The sequence below is a fragment of the Aquiflexum lacus genome (genome assembly GCF_015476655.1).
GTDB lineage: Bacteria > Bacteroidota > Bacteroidia > Cytophagales > Cyclobacteriaceae > Aquiflexum > Aquiflexum lacus.
In genome coordinates this window covers 1-16,221 of sequence record NZ_JABFHF010000010.1, presented here as the reverse complement: position 1 = coordinate 16,221, position 16,221 = coordinate 1, and the positions used below count along the sequence as shown (strand labels likewise).

Here is a 16,221-nt window from a genome sequence, read left to right as displayed (position 1 = left end):
GATGGGAATCCTATTTAACCCAATCAACAATTTGAATTTATCAATTTCTATACCAATTAGGTAGCATTCTTATGTTAATAAAATATTAAAAATTAAATATCACCTTCCACAAATCTCTTTGTAGGCACAATACTTACACTTATCCCAATCCTCGGTTTGATTAAAAGGAACTTTCGGGTCGAACATATCTTCCAATAATCGTTTTAATCCATTTTCATAAGGTTGGGCGTATTCATTATAATTTCCTACCTCTTCAGCCTTACCTTTTGGTTCTTTTAGTTGCAAATAGGGATTAAAATCTTCTTTAAATATTTCTTTGAAATTGAATAAAGCAGGTTTTAAGGGTTTAGTGTTTTCAGGGTGCATTGACTGATAGAGTAATCCATAGTACATGGTCTGCATGGCTGCTTTATTGCGGTTTTTATCTTCCCGGTCAAAAAGAGATTCAATACTGCTAAAGGCCTTTTTGTCAGCACCGGACTTATAATCTATTAACCTCACGGTACCCTGCTGTTCATCCACCCTATCTATGTATCCTTCCAAACCAACTTCCACTTTACCTTTTGCGGTGTCAATTTGGAATTTGGCCTGATGGGCTTTTTCCATAGATAGAATCTGAAACGGAGCTGCTTCCTCATCGATTTCCAATAGTCTTTGGATGTATTTCTGCAATACATCCCTGACAATAGCCATCTGACCGCTAAGCTTGGTATCGGCAAGTTCATCCAAATGATAGAATTTCCTTACTCCTTTTTCTATGGCCGGAAAAATCCAATTTTTCTTCAACTCAGCAAAATCTTCTTTCGCAAGTAAAGATCGCTTTTTCCTTTCCTGAAATCCTTCATACAAAAACTCCATGCTGTAGTGGGCTATATTACCAAAAACCGAAGCATCAATTTCTTCCTTTACTTCCTCTTTTTCTTTTATGCCGGCAAGGTACCTGAGGTAAAACTTAAACCTGCAATCCAAATACACACTAAGGGCCGATGGAGAAATTGTACTCTTGGATCTTCCATCGGGATTTACCACATATTTTTCCAGCAATTGGAGTACTTCTTCATTCTTTTCAATAACAATAGATGCCGTCTCTTTGAGATCAACAGGAACATATACCACTTCCTCTTTCATGTCCAATCCCATTTCCACATCCATCTGTTGAATGTATCGGCTCTTTTCTCCCGCTTTTCCTTGGTCTGCTGCTGTTGTATAAATCATATGTACCTCTTCTGCACTTTGCAGTAAGCGATAAAAGGTGTAGGCATAAATGGCATCATTCTGTTCCTGAACCGGCAATCCAAAAGCCCTGCGGATATTATAGGGAATCAAGGAATTGAGACTGCCTGCTGGCGGAAAACTACTTTCATTCATGTTACAGATGATGACGCGTTTGAAATCAAGGTTTCTCGATTCCAATACCCCCATGACCTGCAATCCCTGCAAGGGTTCTCCTTCAAAGGGCAATTTGACCTCTCTGAAAACCTGACGGAACAAACGAATGAAAAATTCCCGGTCCACAGAAAGTCCTTCCTGCTTCTCAAAATTGTCCCTAAGCCTGTTCAATTGCTTAAAACACTGATAAAGGTAAGATCGCTGAAGGGGTTCTTCTCCCAATCGTTTGGCGAGTTCCTCCATCAAGGTAGAGAGGTAAGGAAATAGCTGTGCACTGCCAAGCGGTCTGAAAATCAATTCAAAAAATGCCCCTCCCTCATGCAACTTCTTTTGGGTGATGTAAATCTGATTTTGCTCCTTCATTTCCCTAAGCAGATCCGTCACAAAAGTTGGATTGACAGATTGGAGGTAAATGGAGGAAAGGAGACTTTTCAAGGGCTGATGATAAAATAAAGGTATTCCATCCTCAATTTTAATATACCGCTGCATTTCAAGGACTGCTTCCAAGAAAGCGTAAACCGGCGTGTTTTTGACAGGGTAGCCCATGGTTACATTGACCTTGTCAATATTTTCAGGCAAGGTGTGTAATACAGGAAACAGCAATTGTTCATCCGGCAAGATGATGACCGTTTCCTCCCAGTTTTCATTTTTGTCAACCTTCTCCAATAAAGAGCCTACCAGATTGGCCTGATTCGTTTTGAGTGGCGTTGCATAGGTTTGGATCTTTGCCTTTCGGTTTGCAATTTGTTCTGGTATTTCTTTGGGAAATGTAGGTCCAAAAACAGGGTCTTTTTGATATTCCCTGAAAAACAAACCTGCCTCCTGATTTTTGTCTTCCAAATAATAGGCATCTATATCCCAATAAATCTTGGCCCCAAATTCCAATACAAAATGCTTGATCAGTTTTTCCTCTGTTTTGGTGAAAGCATTGAAACCGATAAAAACATACTGCTTTTCAGATGTTGCAACCCCATCCAATTTTTCGGCGACTTTTCGATATAACATCCCTGAGTAAGCCATTCCTGAAACATTCAGGGAAGCCTTGAAAGCATCATACAAAGGATATAAAATCTGCCAGAATTTGAGGAATTTTTCCTGATGTCCCCTACCCTGATTTTGGAAAGAATCCCAAAATTGTCTGATCAAAGCAATTTGCTGGTCAGTCAAAAAACTCAGATCGGATTCTATTTCTTTGATCTCATAGAGATATAAATATAGTTTTTTGGCCTCCGCCATAAACTGATCCACATCGTTGAAATCTTTGAGAATCATCTCTCCCCAGAAATAGAATCGGTCGAAGGTTTCCGGTTCAGGATGAAGGCTCTGATAGACTTTGTAGAGTTCAAAAATCAAAGTCAGGTCATCTGAGGGCCTTTGTCCGGCATATTGGTAAAAGACATCTTCAATGGTCTTGATCTCAGGCATCCAAGTGGGCTTATCGATCAGGGTCCCCAAGTGTTTGGTAAAAAAAAGCCCTGCCCTCCTATTTGGAAGTACAACAACCAAGTTTTGTAATTCCGGATAGGTCTGAATGATTTCCTGGGCGGTATTTCTTAAAAAACTGTTCATTTTCTCAAATTTTCAACTTCAACAATCTTCCCATCTTCCAAATAACACAAATAACCTTTGCACGTCTTTTGACTCAAAGATGAAACCAAATCCATATACTCTTTCACCTGCTTTTGGTGTTTCTCAAATTCAGAACCTGTCTTAAAATCCACAATTATTGCCTCTTTTTCTTTAAGAATGATTCTATCGGGGCGCTTTTGGGAACCATCTGGAAGTAAAATACCCTGCTCGGCCATCAACTGTCCCTCTCCTTCAAACCAGGATGCAAAAACAGGATGATCAAACAGCTTATCCAATTGTTTACTAACTTCATTTTTTTCCGATTCATCCAATCGGCCTTCAAAGTAAAATGCCTCCAAATGCATGTTGATATCAGCATGGGTTCGGGACTTCTCTAATAGCTCATGAACCAACAAACCAAAATCGCGCTTCTGTCTTTGATCCAATCCTCCTTTGGAAAAATCAACAGCATATTGCTTGACCTCTAGCAATTCAGACCAGTTCTGATAGGTCCAGCGAAGTTCGGGAGTTTTGAAATCCCCCCTTTCTTTAACAACTTTTTGAGGCCAATCCCCAAAATCAAATGTTTTTGATTCATGATCAAAAAATTCAGAAAGAGAAAGTCCATCGGGCCCATCCATGGAGCTGCTGAGGACTTGTTGCAAATGGATCTGCATATTGTTCAAAGAAATATCTTTTTTGGATTCCTGTTTGAAGGGAGAAATCCCCCATATTACCTCCTCTGCCCTAGTCAAAGCCACATAAATCATATTCAAACTGTCCAAATAGGCCATAATGGCTTCTTCGCCATAAGTCTCCTTAAAGTCCGACTTGGCCAGTTTTGCGTTTAGGTTCAAAGGTATAATGACATTTAAACCTTTGTCCTTATCTTCAAAAGGAGACCAGACTACATTGCCCTTGTTGGTTTCAAAAATGGTCCATTTCAAAAAGGGCATCAGCACCACCTTAAACTGCAGCCCTTTGGATTTATGAATGGTCAATATCCGCATGGCATCATGCCCTTCGGGAATTTTGACAGTTCTTTTGGTTTGATTTTCCTCCCACCAAGCCAAGAAACCCGGAAGATCAGCCCTATTGTTAGCGGTAAAGTCAAAAACAGCTTCCTTAAAACCGGATAGATAGGCTTTTTCCATGCCTGATTCCTGCAAATCCAGTTCCGCTATCAATTCCTCCAAGGCTTCCATCAAAGGCAATTGCAATAGGGTTTTTTCCCTTTCCTGAAATGCATTTATTTTTTCCTTTAAATGAATCGGACTTTTGTCCAAGGCAAAAAGATCATGGTTTACGGGCTCATCCCGCAATACCGACCGGTAATACCACATGGTCTTAAACTGCACTTTGTCCTCAGGGTCATGCAGGTATTTCAATCCTGCTACCAATGCTTTGACCGAAGCAGATTTGTGCAGGTACATGGATTCATCGGACAGCACATCAAAGCGGTATTCCAAACCAGGATTTTCAGAAGCAAACGCCATCAAGGTATCCGCAATGGCTTCACCTTCCGATTTTCGTCTGACCAAAAAAGCGACGTCTTTCAATCCATAACCTTTGTCCTGCAATTCCATTACCATTTTTGGCAACCGACTCAACACCTGCTCCTCAAAATTCCCTTCCTCTTCTTCACTTTCCTTCACATCGATAAACTCAAACCTTACTTTTCCTTTATAATCAGATCCTGCTTTTTTTGGAGATACATGTTGAAAAACATCCTGATACGCCTTAGAAATGATACCGGCATCTTCTGCGTGATACGAATGGGTCGCCAAATGCTCAAATGATTGCGGCAACTTCTTAAATAGTGCATTGTTGAAAGCAATGATATTGGGCAAACTCCTGAAATTGGTATCCAAGTCTCTATGGTCAATGTTTTGAGCGCCTATTTCGCTTTCCACCTGTTCCAACAGCAATTTCATCTCCCCACCTCTCCAACGGTAGATGGATTGTTTGACATCCCCAACAAGTAGATTGGTATTTCCCTGTGCAAGGGAATTTTCCAGTAGGGGCTTGAAACTTGCCCACTGAAAGCCTGAAGTATCCTGAAATTCATCGATTAGGTGGTTTTTATACTGATTCCCCACTTTCTCATAGATAAATGGAGCGTCATTTTCGCGGGTGATCTCCTTGAGAAATTCGTTGGCATCTGAGATGAGCAACATGTTTTCCTCGTCCTTTACCTGGGTAAGTTCTTCCAATAAGTTCCTGAATATCCCATAAACAAAGATATTTTTGGAAATAGCCTCAAGGGTATTCCACTTGATGGACAGTGGTTCAAATTGGGCAAGAATATTACCTAAACCTTGGTGATAGGCAGTCACAATGGCATCAATTTGTTTGCTGCTTTTTGAAAACCATCCATCTTCGGAATCGGGTAAATTGACCTGTGTGGGACTTAATTCTAAAACCGGTTGGTTTCTGTCTCCCAATTTATCGAATTTAAGCGCAAAAGATCTTGAGCCTCCTGAGAAATCAGTCCACTGTAATCCATTGGCTTCCCGGATGTGGTTAGCTTCTTCCTTGAGTTGCAAGGTGATTTCTATAATCTCCTTTTTTCTATCTCTGAGGTATTTTTGAAGGAAATTCACATTTTCATTTTCCTTTAAAAACTCCTTGATTTCTGTCCCAAACTTTTTAAAACCCTCCTGAAAAATCTGACTGCCAAGTGATTTGATATTTTTTCTGATGTCCCATGTTTTTCCGTTTTGTATTTGTTCTATTGCATAATCCACCAACCATTTATGCAAAAACTCATCTTCCATGACTTTGTCTACCACCCTATCCACTACCCTGTCCAACACATCATCCTGATCCATTTCCACTTCAAATTTGGCATTCAGATCCATTTCACGGGCAAAAGCCCTTACCACTTTCTGAAAAAAACTATCAATGGTACTGACCGAAAACCGACCATAATCATGAAGGATAGCAGTAAGAGATTGGGCAGCACGGACTTTCAGTTCATCTTCCCCCACCCCCAAGGCCAATAGGATTTCAATATCCATTTTCTCATCAGGTCTGATCTCAGTTTTCAATCGCTTCAATTCCTTCAAAATCCGCTCTTTCATCTCCTGCGTAGCTTTATTGGTAAAAGTCACTGCCAATATGGACCTGAAACTTTCCGGGGAAATCAAGGCCAACTTGAGATACTCTGTGGTAAGGGTATAAGTTTTACCCGAACCTGCTGAAGATTTATAGATGATAAAAGGTCTGCTTTTCATATTCAAAAATCAATTTAAACAAATCAAAGAGAAAATCGAGAGATAAAAAAACAACTGACACGAGTTGTCCAAATAAAAAAAAACAAAGTTCAATTCATCAGTTCAAACTGGTTTGATAAGACCTTAGATTAGCCTAGAAGTATTCCACTCAAATAAAACCTCAGCTATTCATAAAAACTAGTAGGAAGAAATACTATTTTTGAAATCTTTTATTTTAAAAATACAATTCCGATTATGACAATAAACCCAGATAACAATTATAAAACGGCTGTTTTAAATAGAATTTCAACTTTTGTAGTATTTGTTTTTTTCTTCTCGGCTTGTAGTTCACTCGCTCCACTCCCAAAGCTGATTGAATATAAAGGAAAACCAATTTCCAAATCCGTGGATCTCACTGAGGCGGAAAATAAAAACTGGTTTCATCTTGATCTCTTAAAAGACACTATTCCTGGTTTGAGTCTCAACCGTGCCTATGCGGAGATCATCAAAGATAAAAAGGGTGCTCCTGTGACAGTAGCGGTTTTAGATTCGGGTTTGGACTTGGAGCACGAAGATTTAATGGAGGTTCTTTGGTCAAATTCCAAAGAAATTCTAGGAAACGGTATCGATAATGACAACAACGGATACGTGGATGATGTCCATGGGTATAATTTTCTGGGCGATTCCTATCACGAACAAGTAGAATACACAAGAATCCTAAGGTTGGGAATCGGTGATGAACCCTACCAAGAAAAAGCAAAAATGGCTCATGAGAAGGAATTCGCCGAAATCACAGAAGGAGCAATGCAGATGCAGGGAATGGTATTCTTCCTCGAGGAAGCTGACAAATTCATCGTAAGGGAATTGGGGAAATCCACTTATGAAGCTGCTGATTTGAATAAGATAGAGCCTGATAATGAAATGACAGAACAGATCCTGTTTTTTTTAAGGGAAATGCTATCCTATGGTGATAATATTGAAGACTTGAAAGAAATGATAGCAGAAGGAATCACTCAAATGGATTCTCGTTTGAATTACCATTTGAATATAGACTTTGACGGCCGGGAAAAAGTGGGAGATGATCCTTATGATATCACAGACTTGGGCTATGGTAACGGCAATCCCAAGAATCTTGTCAAGGATGAAAGCCATGCAACTCACGTAGCAGGAATTATTGCGGCTAAGCGTGATAATGCCTTGGGAATTATGGGTGTTGCAGATAATGTAAGCATCATGTCAATCCGTGCTGTTCCTGATGGAGATGAATATGACAAAGACATTGCCTTGGGAATACGGTATGCCGTGGATAACGGTGCCAAAATCATCAATGCAAGTTTCGGTAAATCTTTTTCACCAAACGCTGATTGGGTGTATGATGCTTTGAAATACGCAGCTTCAAAAGACGTGTTATTTGTTTTGGCTGCAGGAAATGATGGAAATGACCTGGATGATCCCGAAAACCCAAATTTCCCCAATGACCATCAATTAATAAAAGGACAGGAATTTGTTGACAATGTCATTACCGTTGGCGCCTTGACTCCCTATTTCGGTGAAGATTTGGTGGCTGTTTTTTCAAATTTTGGGAAAGAAAATGTCGATGTTTTTGCTCCGGGTGATGAAATTTATTCTACCATGCCTGAGAACGAATATGATTTTCAGGGAGGCACTTCCATGGCTGCACCTATGGTTTCCGGATTGGCCGCATTGATCCGATCCCATTATCCCCAACTGAGCGCTGTACAGGTAAAGAAAATCATCATGGAGTCCGGGATTAAGCCAAAATTAAATGTAATAGTGGCGGGAGACCCCGAGAAGGTTTTACCTTTTGAACAACTTTCTAGGTCAGGAAAAATGGTCAATGCTTATAATGCTTTGATTATGGCGGAAAAGGTAGCCCGAAATAAAACAAAGCTTTGATTGAACTTAAAAGTTTCAGCACAAGACCTTTGAGGTTTTTTTCAAACCTCGAAGGTCTTTCGCCAAAAAGAATATTTACCACATAGTATCATAGAACACATAGTTACGGGAACAATAGAATTTGTTAACAGTAAAAAAACCTAAATTTCTATGTGAATTATCTGACTATGTGGTAATTAAAAACATACTCTGTGCTTCAATAAGATGACTTTTTCAGATTTTTCAAACCTTCGAGGTCAAAAAAAGACCTCAAAGGTTCATGGCCTCCCACAAAATTTCCACAGGATGTTTGGCTTTTTTTCCTGTTCCATCAGCGATCTGATGACGGCATGAGGTACCCGGTGCGGCAATCAAGATACTTTCTTCGGAATTTCGAACTGCTGGAAAAAGCACCATCTCCCCTATCTGCATGCTTAAGTCATAATGTTCAGCCTCGTACCCAAAGGAACCCGCCATCCCACAGCATCCGGAAGGAATCACCTCCACAGAGTAGTTTTTGGGAAGACTCAATAATTTTTGGGTCCAGGTCAAAGAAGACAATGCCTTTTGGTGACAGTGGCCATGAAGCTTTATTTTTTGAACCTTTTCAGTAAATGAATCTGCTTTGATATTTCCTGAGGCTATTTCTCTGCCTATGAATTCATCAATCATTAAGGTATGGAATTTTAGCTTTTTGGCTCCTTCAACCAATTCTTTGCCTACCAATCGGGGATATTCATCTCTAAAGCTTAAAATTGCAGAAGGTTCAATCCCCACAAGAGGTGTTTCTCCGTTGATGATATCCTGAAAGATTTTCACATTGGCCTCAGCATGTTTTTTGGTTTTTTCAAGCAAGCCCTTTGAAAGCGCTGAACGCCCACTTTCCTGATGGTCGATTACTTTAACCTCATATCCCAGTTTTTTTAACAGCTTGAGAGCAGTGATGCCTATATGTGTATCGTTATGGTTGGTAAACTCATCGACAAACAAATAAATAGATTTGATGACAGGAGTCTTTCCAGGAAGAGAAGCATAATGCCTTTTGTACCACTTTCTCAAACTCACCTTGGAAATTACCGGCAACTTTCTTTTTGGTGCAACTCCCAACACATTCTTCATCAAACCACCTGTCAGACCATTAGACAAAGAAAAATTAGCCAATGACGGGAATATCGATGCAAAACCATTCAATTCATTGATATGGGCAAAAGCCTTGGAACGTAAAGGCGTCCCATTTGACTTTTGGTATTGATAAAGGAATTCTGCTTTCATTGAAGCCATGTCAACATTGGAAGGGCATTCTGAGGTACAGCCTTTGCAGGAAAGACACAAATCCAAGGCTTCCTTGATTTCGGGATGGTCAAAGGCATTTTCTTTTTTGTCCAAAGTCAAAAATTCCCTCAATGTATTTGCCCTACCCCTTGTAGTATCGCGTTCGTTTCTGGTTGCCTGAAAACTGGGGCACATGGTCCCCCCTGATTCGGGTAATTTTCGGCAATCTCCCGATCCGTTACATTTTTCGGCCAACCTCAGGAAACCACCCACATGACTGAAATCCATTAAAGTATCTTGAACCGGAGTCACCATATCAGGTTCATACCTCAGCGAGGTATTCATGGGGGCGGTATCCACAATTTTACCGGGATTGAAAATATTATCCGGATCCCATGTGTACTTGACCCTTCTGAAAAGTTGGTAATTCTCTTCTCCCACCATCAATGGAATAAAGGGTGCCCGAACCCGGCCATCTCCATGTTCCCCACTCAATGAACCTTTGTATTTTTTGACCAACTTGGCAGAGGCTTCAGAAATTTTGAAAAAATCCTCCTGATCCGATTTCTTCTTCAAATCAAGAATGGGACGAAGATGTATTTCACCTGCACCCGCGTGGGCATAATGCACAGGTTCCTGGCCATAAACTTCCATCATTTTGTCAAATTCATCAATATAATCCGCCAGGTCATCAATATCCACTGCCGTATCTTCAATGCAGGCCACCGCTTTTCGGTCTCCGGGAATATTTGCCAACAATCCTAATCCTGCAGAACGCAAGGCCCATGCGGATTTGGTCATATCGGGTCCGATAACTGGAAAGGCATAGCCCAATCCAGCCAATTTCAGGTCAGCGATCAATTTTTCTCCTTTGGCCCTGGCTTCTGCTTCAGATTTACCGGTGAACTCCACCATCAACATGGCCATAGGGTCACCTTCAACAAAATACCGGTTTTTCCCATATTCTATACTCTCTTTGGTACAGTCCAAGATGATCTTATCCATCAGTTCCACAGCAGTCGCAGGATGTTTCATGGCTACCTGCGCTGCCCTCATACTTTGGTTGATGGTCTCAAAATGAGCAGCAACGACTATTTCTATGGGATCAGGTAAGAGATCAAGTGAAATCTTGATTTCTGTAGTAAAGGCCAATGTTCCTTCAGAGCCTGTCAGAAGTTTACAGAAATTAAAAGTATCTCCTCCCTCAGTAAATATCTCCGAATCCAATAAGGCATCTACGGCATAGCCTGTATTTCTTCTATGAATGGATTTTTTTGGAAATTGCTCAATAATGTTTTTCTGGTTTTCAGGATTGGATAGTTCCTGTTTTGCTTGTCTGTAAATTGTGCCCTCCAAAGAATCCCATTCACATTTTGATTTAAAATTTTCTTGACTGACTTCACCAAAAACCACTTTGTTGCCATCACTTAAAATGGTTTTCAATTCTAAGACTTTATCCCTTGTGACCCCATAGACGATAGAGGTAGTTCCGGAAGAATTGTTCCCTACCATCCCGCCTATCATCGCCCTATTCGCCGTAGATGTAATGGGGCTAAAAAATAATCCATGTGGTTTTAGATATCTATTTAATTCATCCCTTACCACTCCGGGCTGAACACGGACCCATCTTTCCTCTTTGTTAAATTCAAGGATTTTGGTAAAATTCTTGGACACATCAACTACGATTCCATTTCCCACACACTGACCTGCCAAGGAAGTCCCTGCGGTACGTGGGATCAAAGAGGTTTTGTTTTCTTTGGCAAAAAGTATCAATTTTTTGATATCCGATTCAGATTTTGGAAAAGCGACTGCCAAAGGCATTTCCCGATACACAGAAGCATCAGTGGCATAAAGCGTTTTGGTAAGGGAATCATATTTCAGTTCACCTTCCAATTGGGTTGACAAATTCTGTAATAAAGGCAACAGGTTAGGTTTGGTCAAAGTCATGGGGCAAAAATAAGAAATAGAAGTAAGGTAGATACACGCTTTTTGAAAATGATTTAGAAATAAAACATACAAAACATCGTGTTGTTAACAAAAGAAACAAACCCAATTGTTTTTCCAAATTTGGCTATAATTAAAAACTAATGATGCGGTTGATTTTGAAACGAATTCTGACTTGATATATTAATTTATCAAATCCAAGATTTATTTCTTTCCTCGCCAAAAACATTGAATGAAATTGCTTAATTTCATTTTTTCACAAAATAATAACATGAATAAAATCATAATTATTGGCGGAGGTGTAGCAGGTATGAGCGCTGCTCATGAATTGATAGAACGTGGATTTGAGGTAGAAATTTTTGAACAACAGCCTTCTTATGTAGGAGGAAAAGCCAGAAGTACAGATGTCCCGAATTCTGCAGTTGGAGACAAAAAGCCATTGCCAGGAGAACATGGATTTCGATTTTTCCCAGGTTTTTATACCCATATCACCGACACCATGAAACGAATACCATTCGAAGGGAACAAAAATGGTGTTTATGACAACCTTGTCGCAACCCAAAGGGTAGTCATGGGAAGAGAAGGAAAAAATGATATATTGAGTTTAGTGAATTTCCCAAAATCACTAGCCGATTTAAAAATAATGGCAAATGCAGTCCACAACAGCAATACAGGACTTACAATAGAGGAAGTAAATTCATTTATGGGGAAAATCTGGCAATTAATGACAAGTTGCTATGAAAGAAGACTTCAGGATTACGAGCGGATAGCATGGTGGGAATTTACCGGAGCTGACAATCACAGTGAAGCTTATAATGAATTTTTTGTCGGCGGGATTACAAGAACCCTGGTCGCTGCAAAGCCAAGGCTAGTCAGTACACGGACAGGAGGAGATATTCTACTTCAGTTGATTTTTCAGATGGCCAATCCATTCACTCATACAGATAGAGTATTAAATGGGCCCACAAATGAGGCATGGCTATATCCATGGAGAGATTATTTATTGAAAAAGGGAGTGAAATTTAACCATTCACACATTGTCAATGAAATTAACTGCGGTTTTGATAAAACTAAACACCGTAATTTTATTTCCAGTATTACCGCCACAGATGAAGATGGCTTCACCAAAAAAATAACAGGTGATTATTTCATTTCCGCTGTACCTGTTGAAGTGATGTCCTCTTTGTTGAATGCCAATATATTGAAAGCAGATCCCCAATTGTTGGCAATTAAAGAATTGGCCAAAGATGTACAATGGATGACAGGTATTCAGTTTTATCTGAATGAAGATATTAGAATTGCTCGGGGACATATGATGATCATTGATTCACCTTGGGCCATCACGGCTATCAGTCAACCCCAATTTTGGGATAGAATTAAGATGAGCGACTATGGAAATGGTCAAGTAAAAGGAATAATTTCTGTGGATATCAGTGATTGGGGACGAGTCGGCTACAATGGGAAAATTGCAAAAGCTTGTACCAAACAAGAAATAATGGAGGAAGTATGGTGTCAATTAAGTCTTGGACTTAGAGAAAACAACCAAAATATATTATCGGCAGATATGGTTGTAGCCTGTAACCTTGACAGGGACATTCAGTTTCAAAATCCTAATGATGATATGGACCTTGATGTCAAAAAACTTACAGATTGTGCTCCGGATCAAGTGAAACCAAATTCCATACTTGATTCCCCAATAGGAGGGACAAAAAAAGAAGATTTCAAAACAATCGACAAAGAACCACTTTTGGTAAATAATACAAGAACTTGGGACTTGCGTCCTGAAGCCTATTGTAATATTTTCAACCTGTTTTTTGCTTCGGATTATGTGAGAACGCACACCGACCTGGCAACTATGGAAGGTGCGAATGAAGCCGCACGCAGGGCTGTCAACGTCATTCTTGAGCAAAGTGGCAGTACACAAAAAAAATGCAAAGTTTGGAATTTGCATGAACCATTTATTCTCGCGCCATTTAGGTGGTATGATAGAAGAAGATTTGACATAGGATTACCATGGAATGAATATTTCCCATGGCCATTTAAGCTGCTGCATTCAGGCATCAATCTAGTTTATAAAATCTTCAGACTTTTTAGTAAAAAAAATAAATCAAATTAATTATGACCATTTGGGATTACATCAAAGAACCTCATCCTTGGTTTGACACCACAAATTACACGCCTCTCCAAATCGGACTTTTCACAACCGGCGCCTTGCTATGGATTTTGGCATATTTAGTGGTTATTAAATATTCATTCAAACAGAAAACTGTCCTAATACCCGCGATAGCTGTCATCTGTAACTATGGAAACGAAGTAGGTGGTGCAATTTTCTTTGTCCCGGATATGGGAAAGGCCTTGGTCATAGCATATTGGGGCTGGTTGATCCTAGATACATTAATTGTGTACAAACTACTTGAATTTGGATCTAAGCAGTTTACGACACCTTTTTTTAAAAACAATTTTAAAACACTAGTGTTTACAGGTTTGGCATGCAGCATCCCGCTCTCTGTATTATTCATGATCCAATATGACTTACCAATGGGAGTTTTGGATGCATACATTGTCAACGTGGTTATGAGTGTTGCCTTTATCAGTCTTTTGTATGTGCCTGATTTTCAAGAACACTCAGCATTGCTTGCTTGGAGTAAATTTTTGGGAACAGGGATCATCAGCGTTATGTTCAGCACAAAATATCCCGATAATTACTTCCTCTGGGCAATCTATTTTGTAGTGGCCATTTTCGATATTGCCTTTATAATTTTAATTTACAAGAATCGTAATTTCATTAAATCAAATGATAAATCACTTATCTAAAATTTACGATTTTGCTCTATCAAATAATCTGGACCAATCTATAGATTCGGTGAGGAAATATAAATTATTTGTTACTACATGTCTTTTTGTGACAATTTTCGGGTTTCTATATGGTGTCCTCAGCTACTTTATTGGATTTGAAGTCGGAGTATGGACAATGGCTGTTTCAGTTATATTTTTTACATCCAATATTTTTTTCTTAAAGTATTTGAACATCAATACACTTGGTTTTTTAATAGGAGTTTATACAATTTGGCTTAATGCTACTTTGGTATTCTACTCCGGGGGATTATTTGCCTCTCCTGTTTCACCTTGGATTACACTTACGCCACCTTTTGTTTTGCTGCTAACAAATAGAAGAAATGCTTTGATCATATTGTTTTTGTGCATTTTTTATGTTTTAGGCTTTTATTGGATGATTTTGGATGGATATGATTTCCCAAAAACTTACAGTGATTCATTTCATCTTATATTTTTAGTACTAGCTATGATGGGGTTAATTGTGATATTTTACTTGATTACCACCACATTTGAAGCTTTAAAGCAACAGGCCTTGGATAGTTTGCTTTCGAAGCAAAAAGAACTTAAATCAGAGCAGAAAAGATCTGAAGACCTATTGCTTAATATATTTCCCAAAGAAATCGCTGAAGAACTCAAAGAAACGGGCAAAGCTAAAGCCCGTCTGCATGAAAACGTGACTGTTCTTTTTGCAGACATAAAAAATTTTACAAGTCTTTCGGAAGGTTTAACTCCGCCCGAACTTGTCAAATTATTACATGCCTATTTTCAAAGGATTGATTCAATTATTCAAAAACACGGTTTAGAAAAAATCAAAACAATCGGTGATGCATATCTTGCTGCCGGTGGCGTGCCAGGGTCCAATAAGGCAAATGCCATTAATGTCGTAGAGGCTGCCATTGAAATTCAAGAAACTAACCTCCATTTTAAAAATGAACAACTGAATAACGGTAATATTTTTTTTGATTTCAGGATTGGCATCAACACAGGACCTGTAGTAGCCGGAGTTGTGGGGGACAAAAAATTTGTTTATGATATATGGGGGGATGCTGTTAACCTGGCAGCAAGAATTGAAGAAACAAGTGAACCCGGAAAAATCAACATCTCAGAATCAACTTATTTTGAAATCAAAGATCATTTTATTTGCGAGCCACGTGGATTTGTTCCCGCAAAAAATAAAGGGGAGATAAAAATGTTCTGGGTTCATGATGTGAGAATTCAGGAAAAATCAAAATAGCAGGAGATTGCTATATTTGAAAAACCAAACACCCCATGTTCTTCTACCTATCCCAATTTCTGAGTTTTTTGGCCATGCCTTTGACGATTGTCATCGTCCTACTTTTGGTCGGAGCAATGTGGAAAAGCAAAAAAATCTTTTGGTCCAGCATGATCCTACTGTTTTTTTTCTCCAATCAGTTTCTTTCCAACCTTGCCATGAATACCTGGGAACCGGAATTTAAGTCTTTTGAGAGCCTACAAAACTACGACCTGGGAATAGTCCTTACCGGAGTCACAAATCTCAACAAAACCACCTACGACAGAACTTTTTTTAATAAAGGGGCCGATCGGGCTACCCATACTGTTCAGCTGTATAAGTTGGGGAAAATCAACAAAATTCTAATTACAGGAGGACAAGGACTGAACCCATCCAATACCAATACCGAGGCAGAATTGCTTCGGGACTTTATGGTCATGGCAGGTGTGCCTGAAGGAGATATTCTGGTCGAAAACCAAGCGGTTAACACTTACCAAAATGCAATCCTAACAAAGGAAATATTGATTGAAAAGGGTATATCTTTAAATCAAACACAGCTATTGATTACCTCAGCTTTTCATATGAAAAGAGCCAAGGGCTGCTTTGACAAGGCGGGAATCAAGACTGAAACCTTTCCGGTGGATTACTATGCAGAAGATGTCAGGTTCAGTATCCCAAAACTCATCGCACCGGAACCGTATTCTATTTTTCTCTGGCATAAGCTTTTCAAGGAATGGATCGGGATTGTGGTGTATTGGGTGGTGGGGTATTTGTAGAATTTGGTTTGATTAAAAAGGCCTTCTTGGAAAATTCCTTCGGAATTGAGAAGTAGGGTTAAAACTAAACTAT

8 protein-coding genes are annotated in these 16,221 nt (G+C 39.4%); 5 read left to right on the top strand and 3 right to left on the bottom strand.

The annotated features are described in order from the left end of the window. Positions 1 to 99 precede the first annotated feature (99 nt). Together HMJ38_RS10590 and HMJ38_RS10585 are read right to left on the bottom strand one after the other, a co-directional pair. Positions 100 to 2,958, bottom strand: a complete 2,859-nt coding sequence (locus tag HMJ38_RS10590; RefSeq protein ID WP_194974373.1) for a PD-(D/E)XK nuclease family protein — start codon at positions 2,956 to 2,958, stop codon at positions 100 to 102. After that, positions 2,955 to 6,194, bottom strand: a complete 3,240-nt coding sequence (locus HMJ38_RS10585) for a UvrD-helicase domain-containing protein (protein ID WP_194974372.1) — start codon at positions 6,192 to 6,194, stop codon at positions 2,955 to 2,957. Before HMJ38_RS10585 ends, HMJ38_RS10590 begins: the two co-directional genes overlap by 4 nt. A 234-nt stretch (positions 6,195 to 6,428) precedes the next feature. Between HMJ38_RS10585 and HMJ38_RS10580 the strand changes: the two genes are divergently transcribed. Then, a complete protein-coding gene (locus HMJ38_RS10580) occupies positions 6,429 to 8,090 on the top strand; it encodes a S8 family peptidase (RefSeq protein ID WP_194974371.1) in 1,662 nt (553 codons plus the stop codon). Between the two features lie 249 nt (positions 8,091 to 8,339). On the opposite strand, the gene HMJ38_RS10575 is transcribed toward HMJ38_RS10580, so the two are convergent. Then, on the bottom strand, positions 8,340 to 11,288 hold the full coding sequence (locus HMJ38_RS10575; protein WP_194974370.1) for an FAD-binding and (Fe-S)-binding domain-containing protein: 2,949 nt from the start codon (positions 11,286 to 11,288) through the stop codon (positions 8,340 to 8,342). Positions 11,289 to 11,556: 268 nt separating this feature from the next. Between HMJ38_RS10575 and HMJ38_RS10570 the strand changes: the two genes are divergently transcribed. From HMJ38_RS10570 to HMJ38_RS10555, 4 genes are read left to right on the top strand one after another with little or no spacing between them, the layout of a single operon-like run. Then, positions 11,557 to 13,401 (top strand): hydroxysqualene dehydroxylase, encoded by a 1,845-nt coding sequence (locus HMJ38_RS10570; RefSeq protein ID WP_194974369.1) that lies wholly within the window; start codon positions 11,557 to 11,559, stop codon positions 13,399 to 13,401. A 2-nt stretch (positions 13,402 to 13,403) separates the two neighbouring features. Then, positions 13,404 to 14,099, top strand: coding sequence for a transmembrane-type terpene cyclase (locus HMJ38_RS10565; protein WP_194974368.1), 696 nt, complete (start codon positions 13,404 to 13,406; stop codon positions 14,097 to 14,099). Then, a complete protein-coding gene (locus tag HMJ38_RS10560) occupies positions 14,080 to 15,354 on the top strand; it encodes an adenylate/guanylate cyclase domain-containing protein (protein WP_194974367.1) in 1,275 nt (424 codons plus the stop codon). The genes HMJ38_RS10565 and HMJ38_RS10560 overlap by 20 nt, the downstream gene beginning before the upstream one ends. A 35-nt stretch (positions 15,355 to 15,389) precedes the next feature. Continuing rightward, entirely contained in the window at positions 15,390 to 16,148 is a 759-nt protein-coding gene (locus HMJ38_RS10555) for a YdcF family protein (protein WP_194974366.1), read from the top strand. The last annotated feature ends 73 nt before the right edge of the window (positions 16,149 to 16,221 follow it).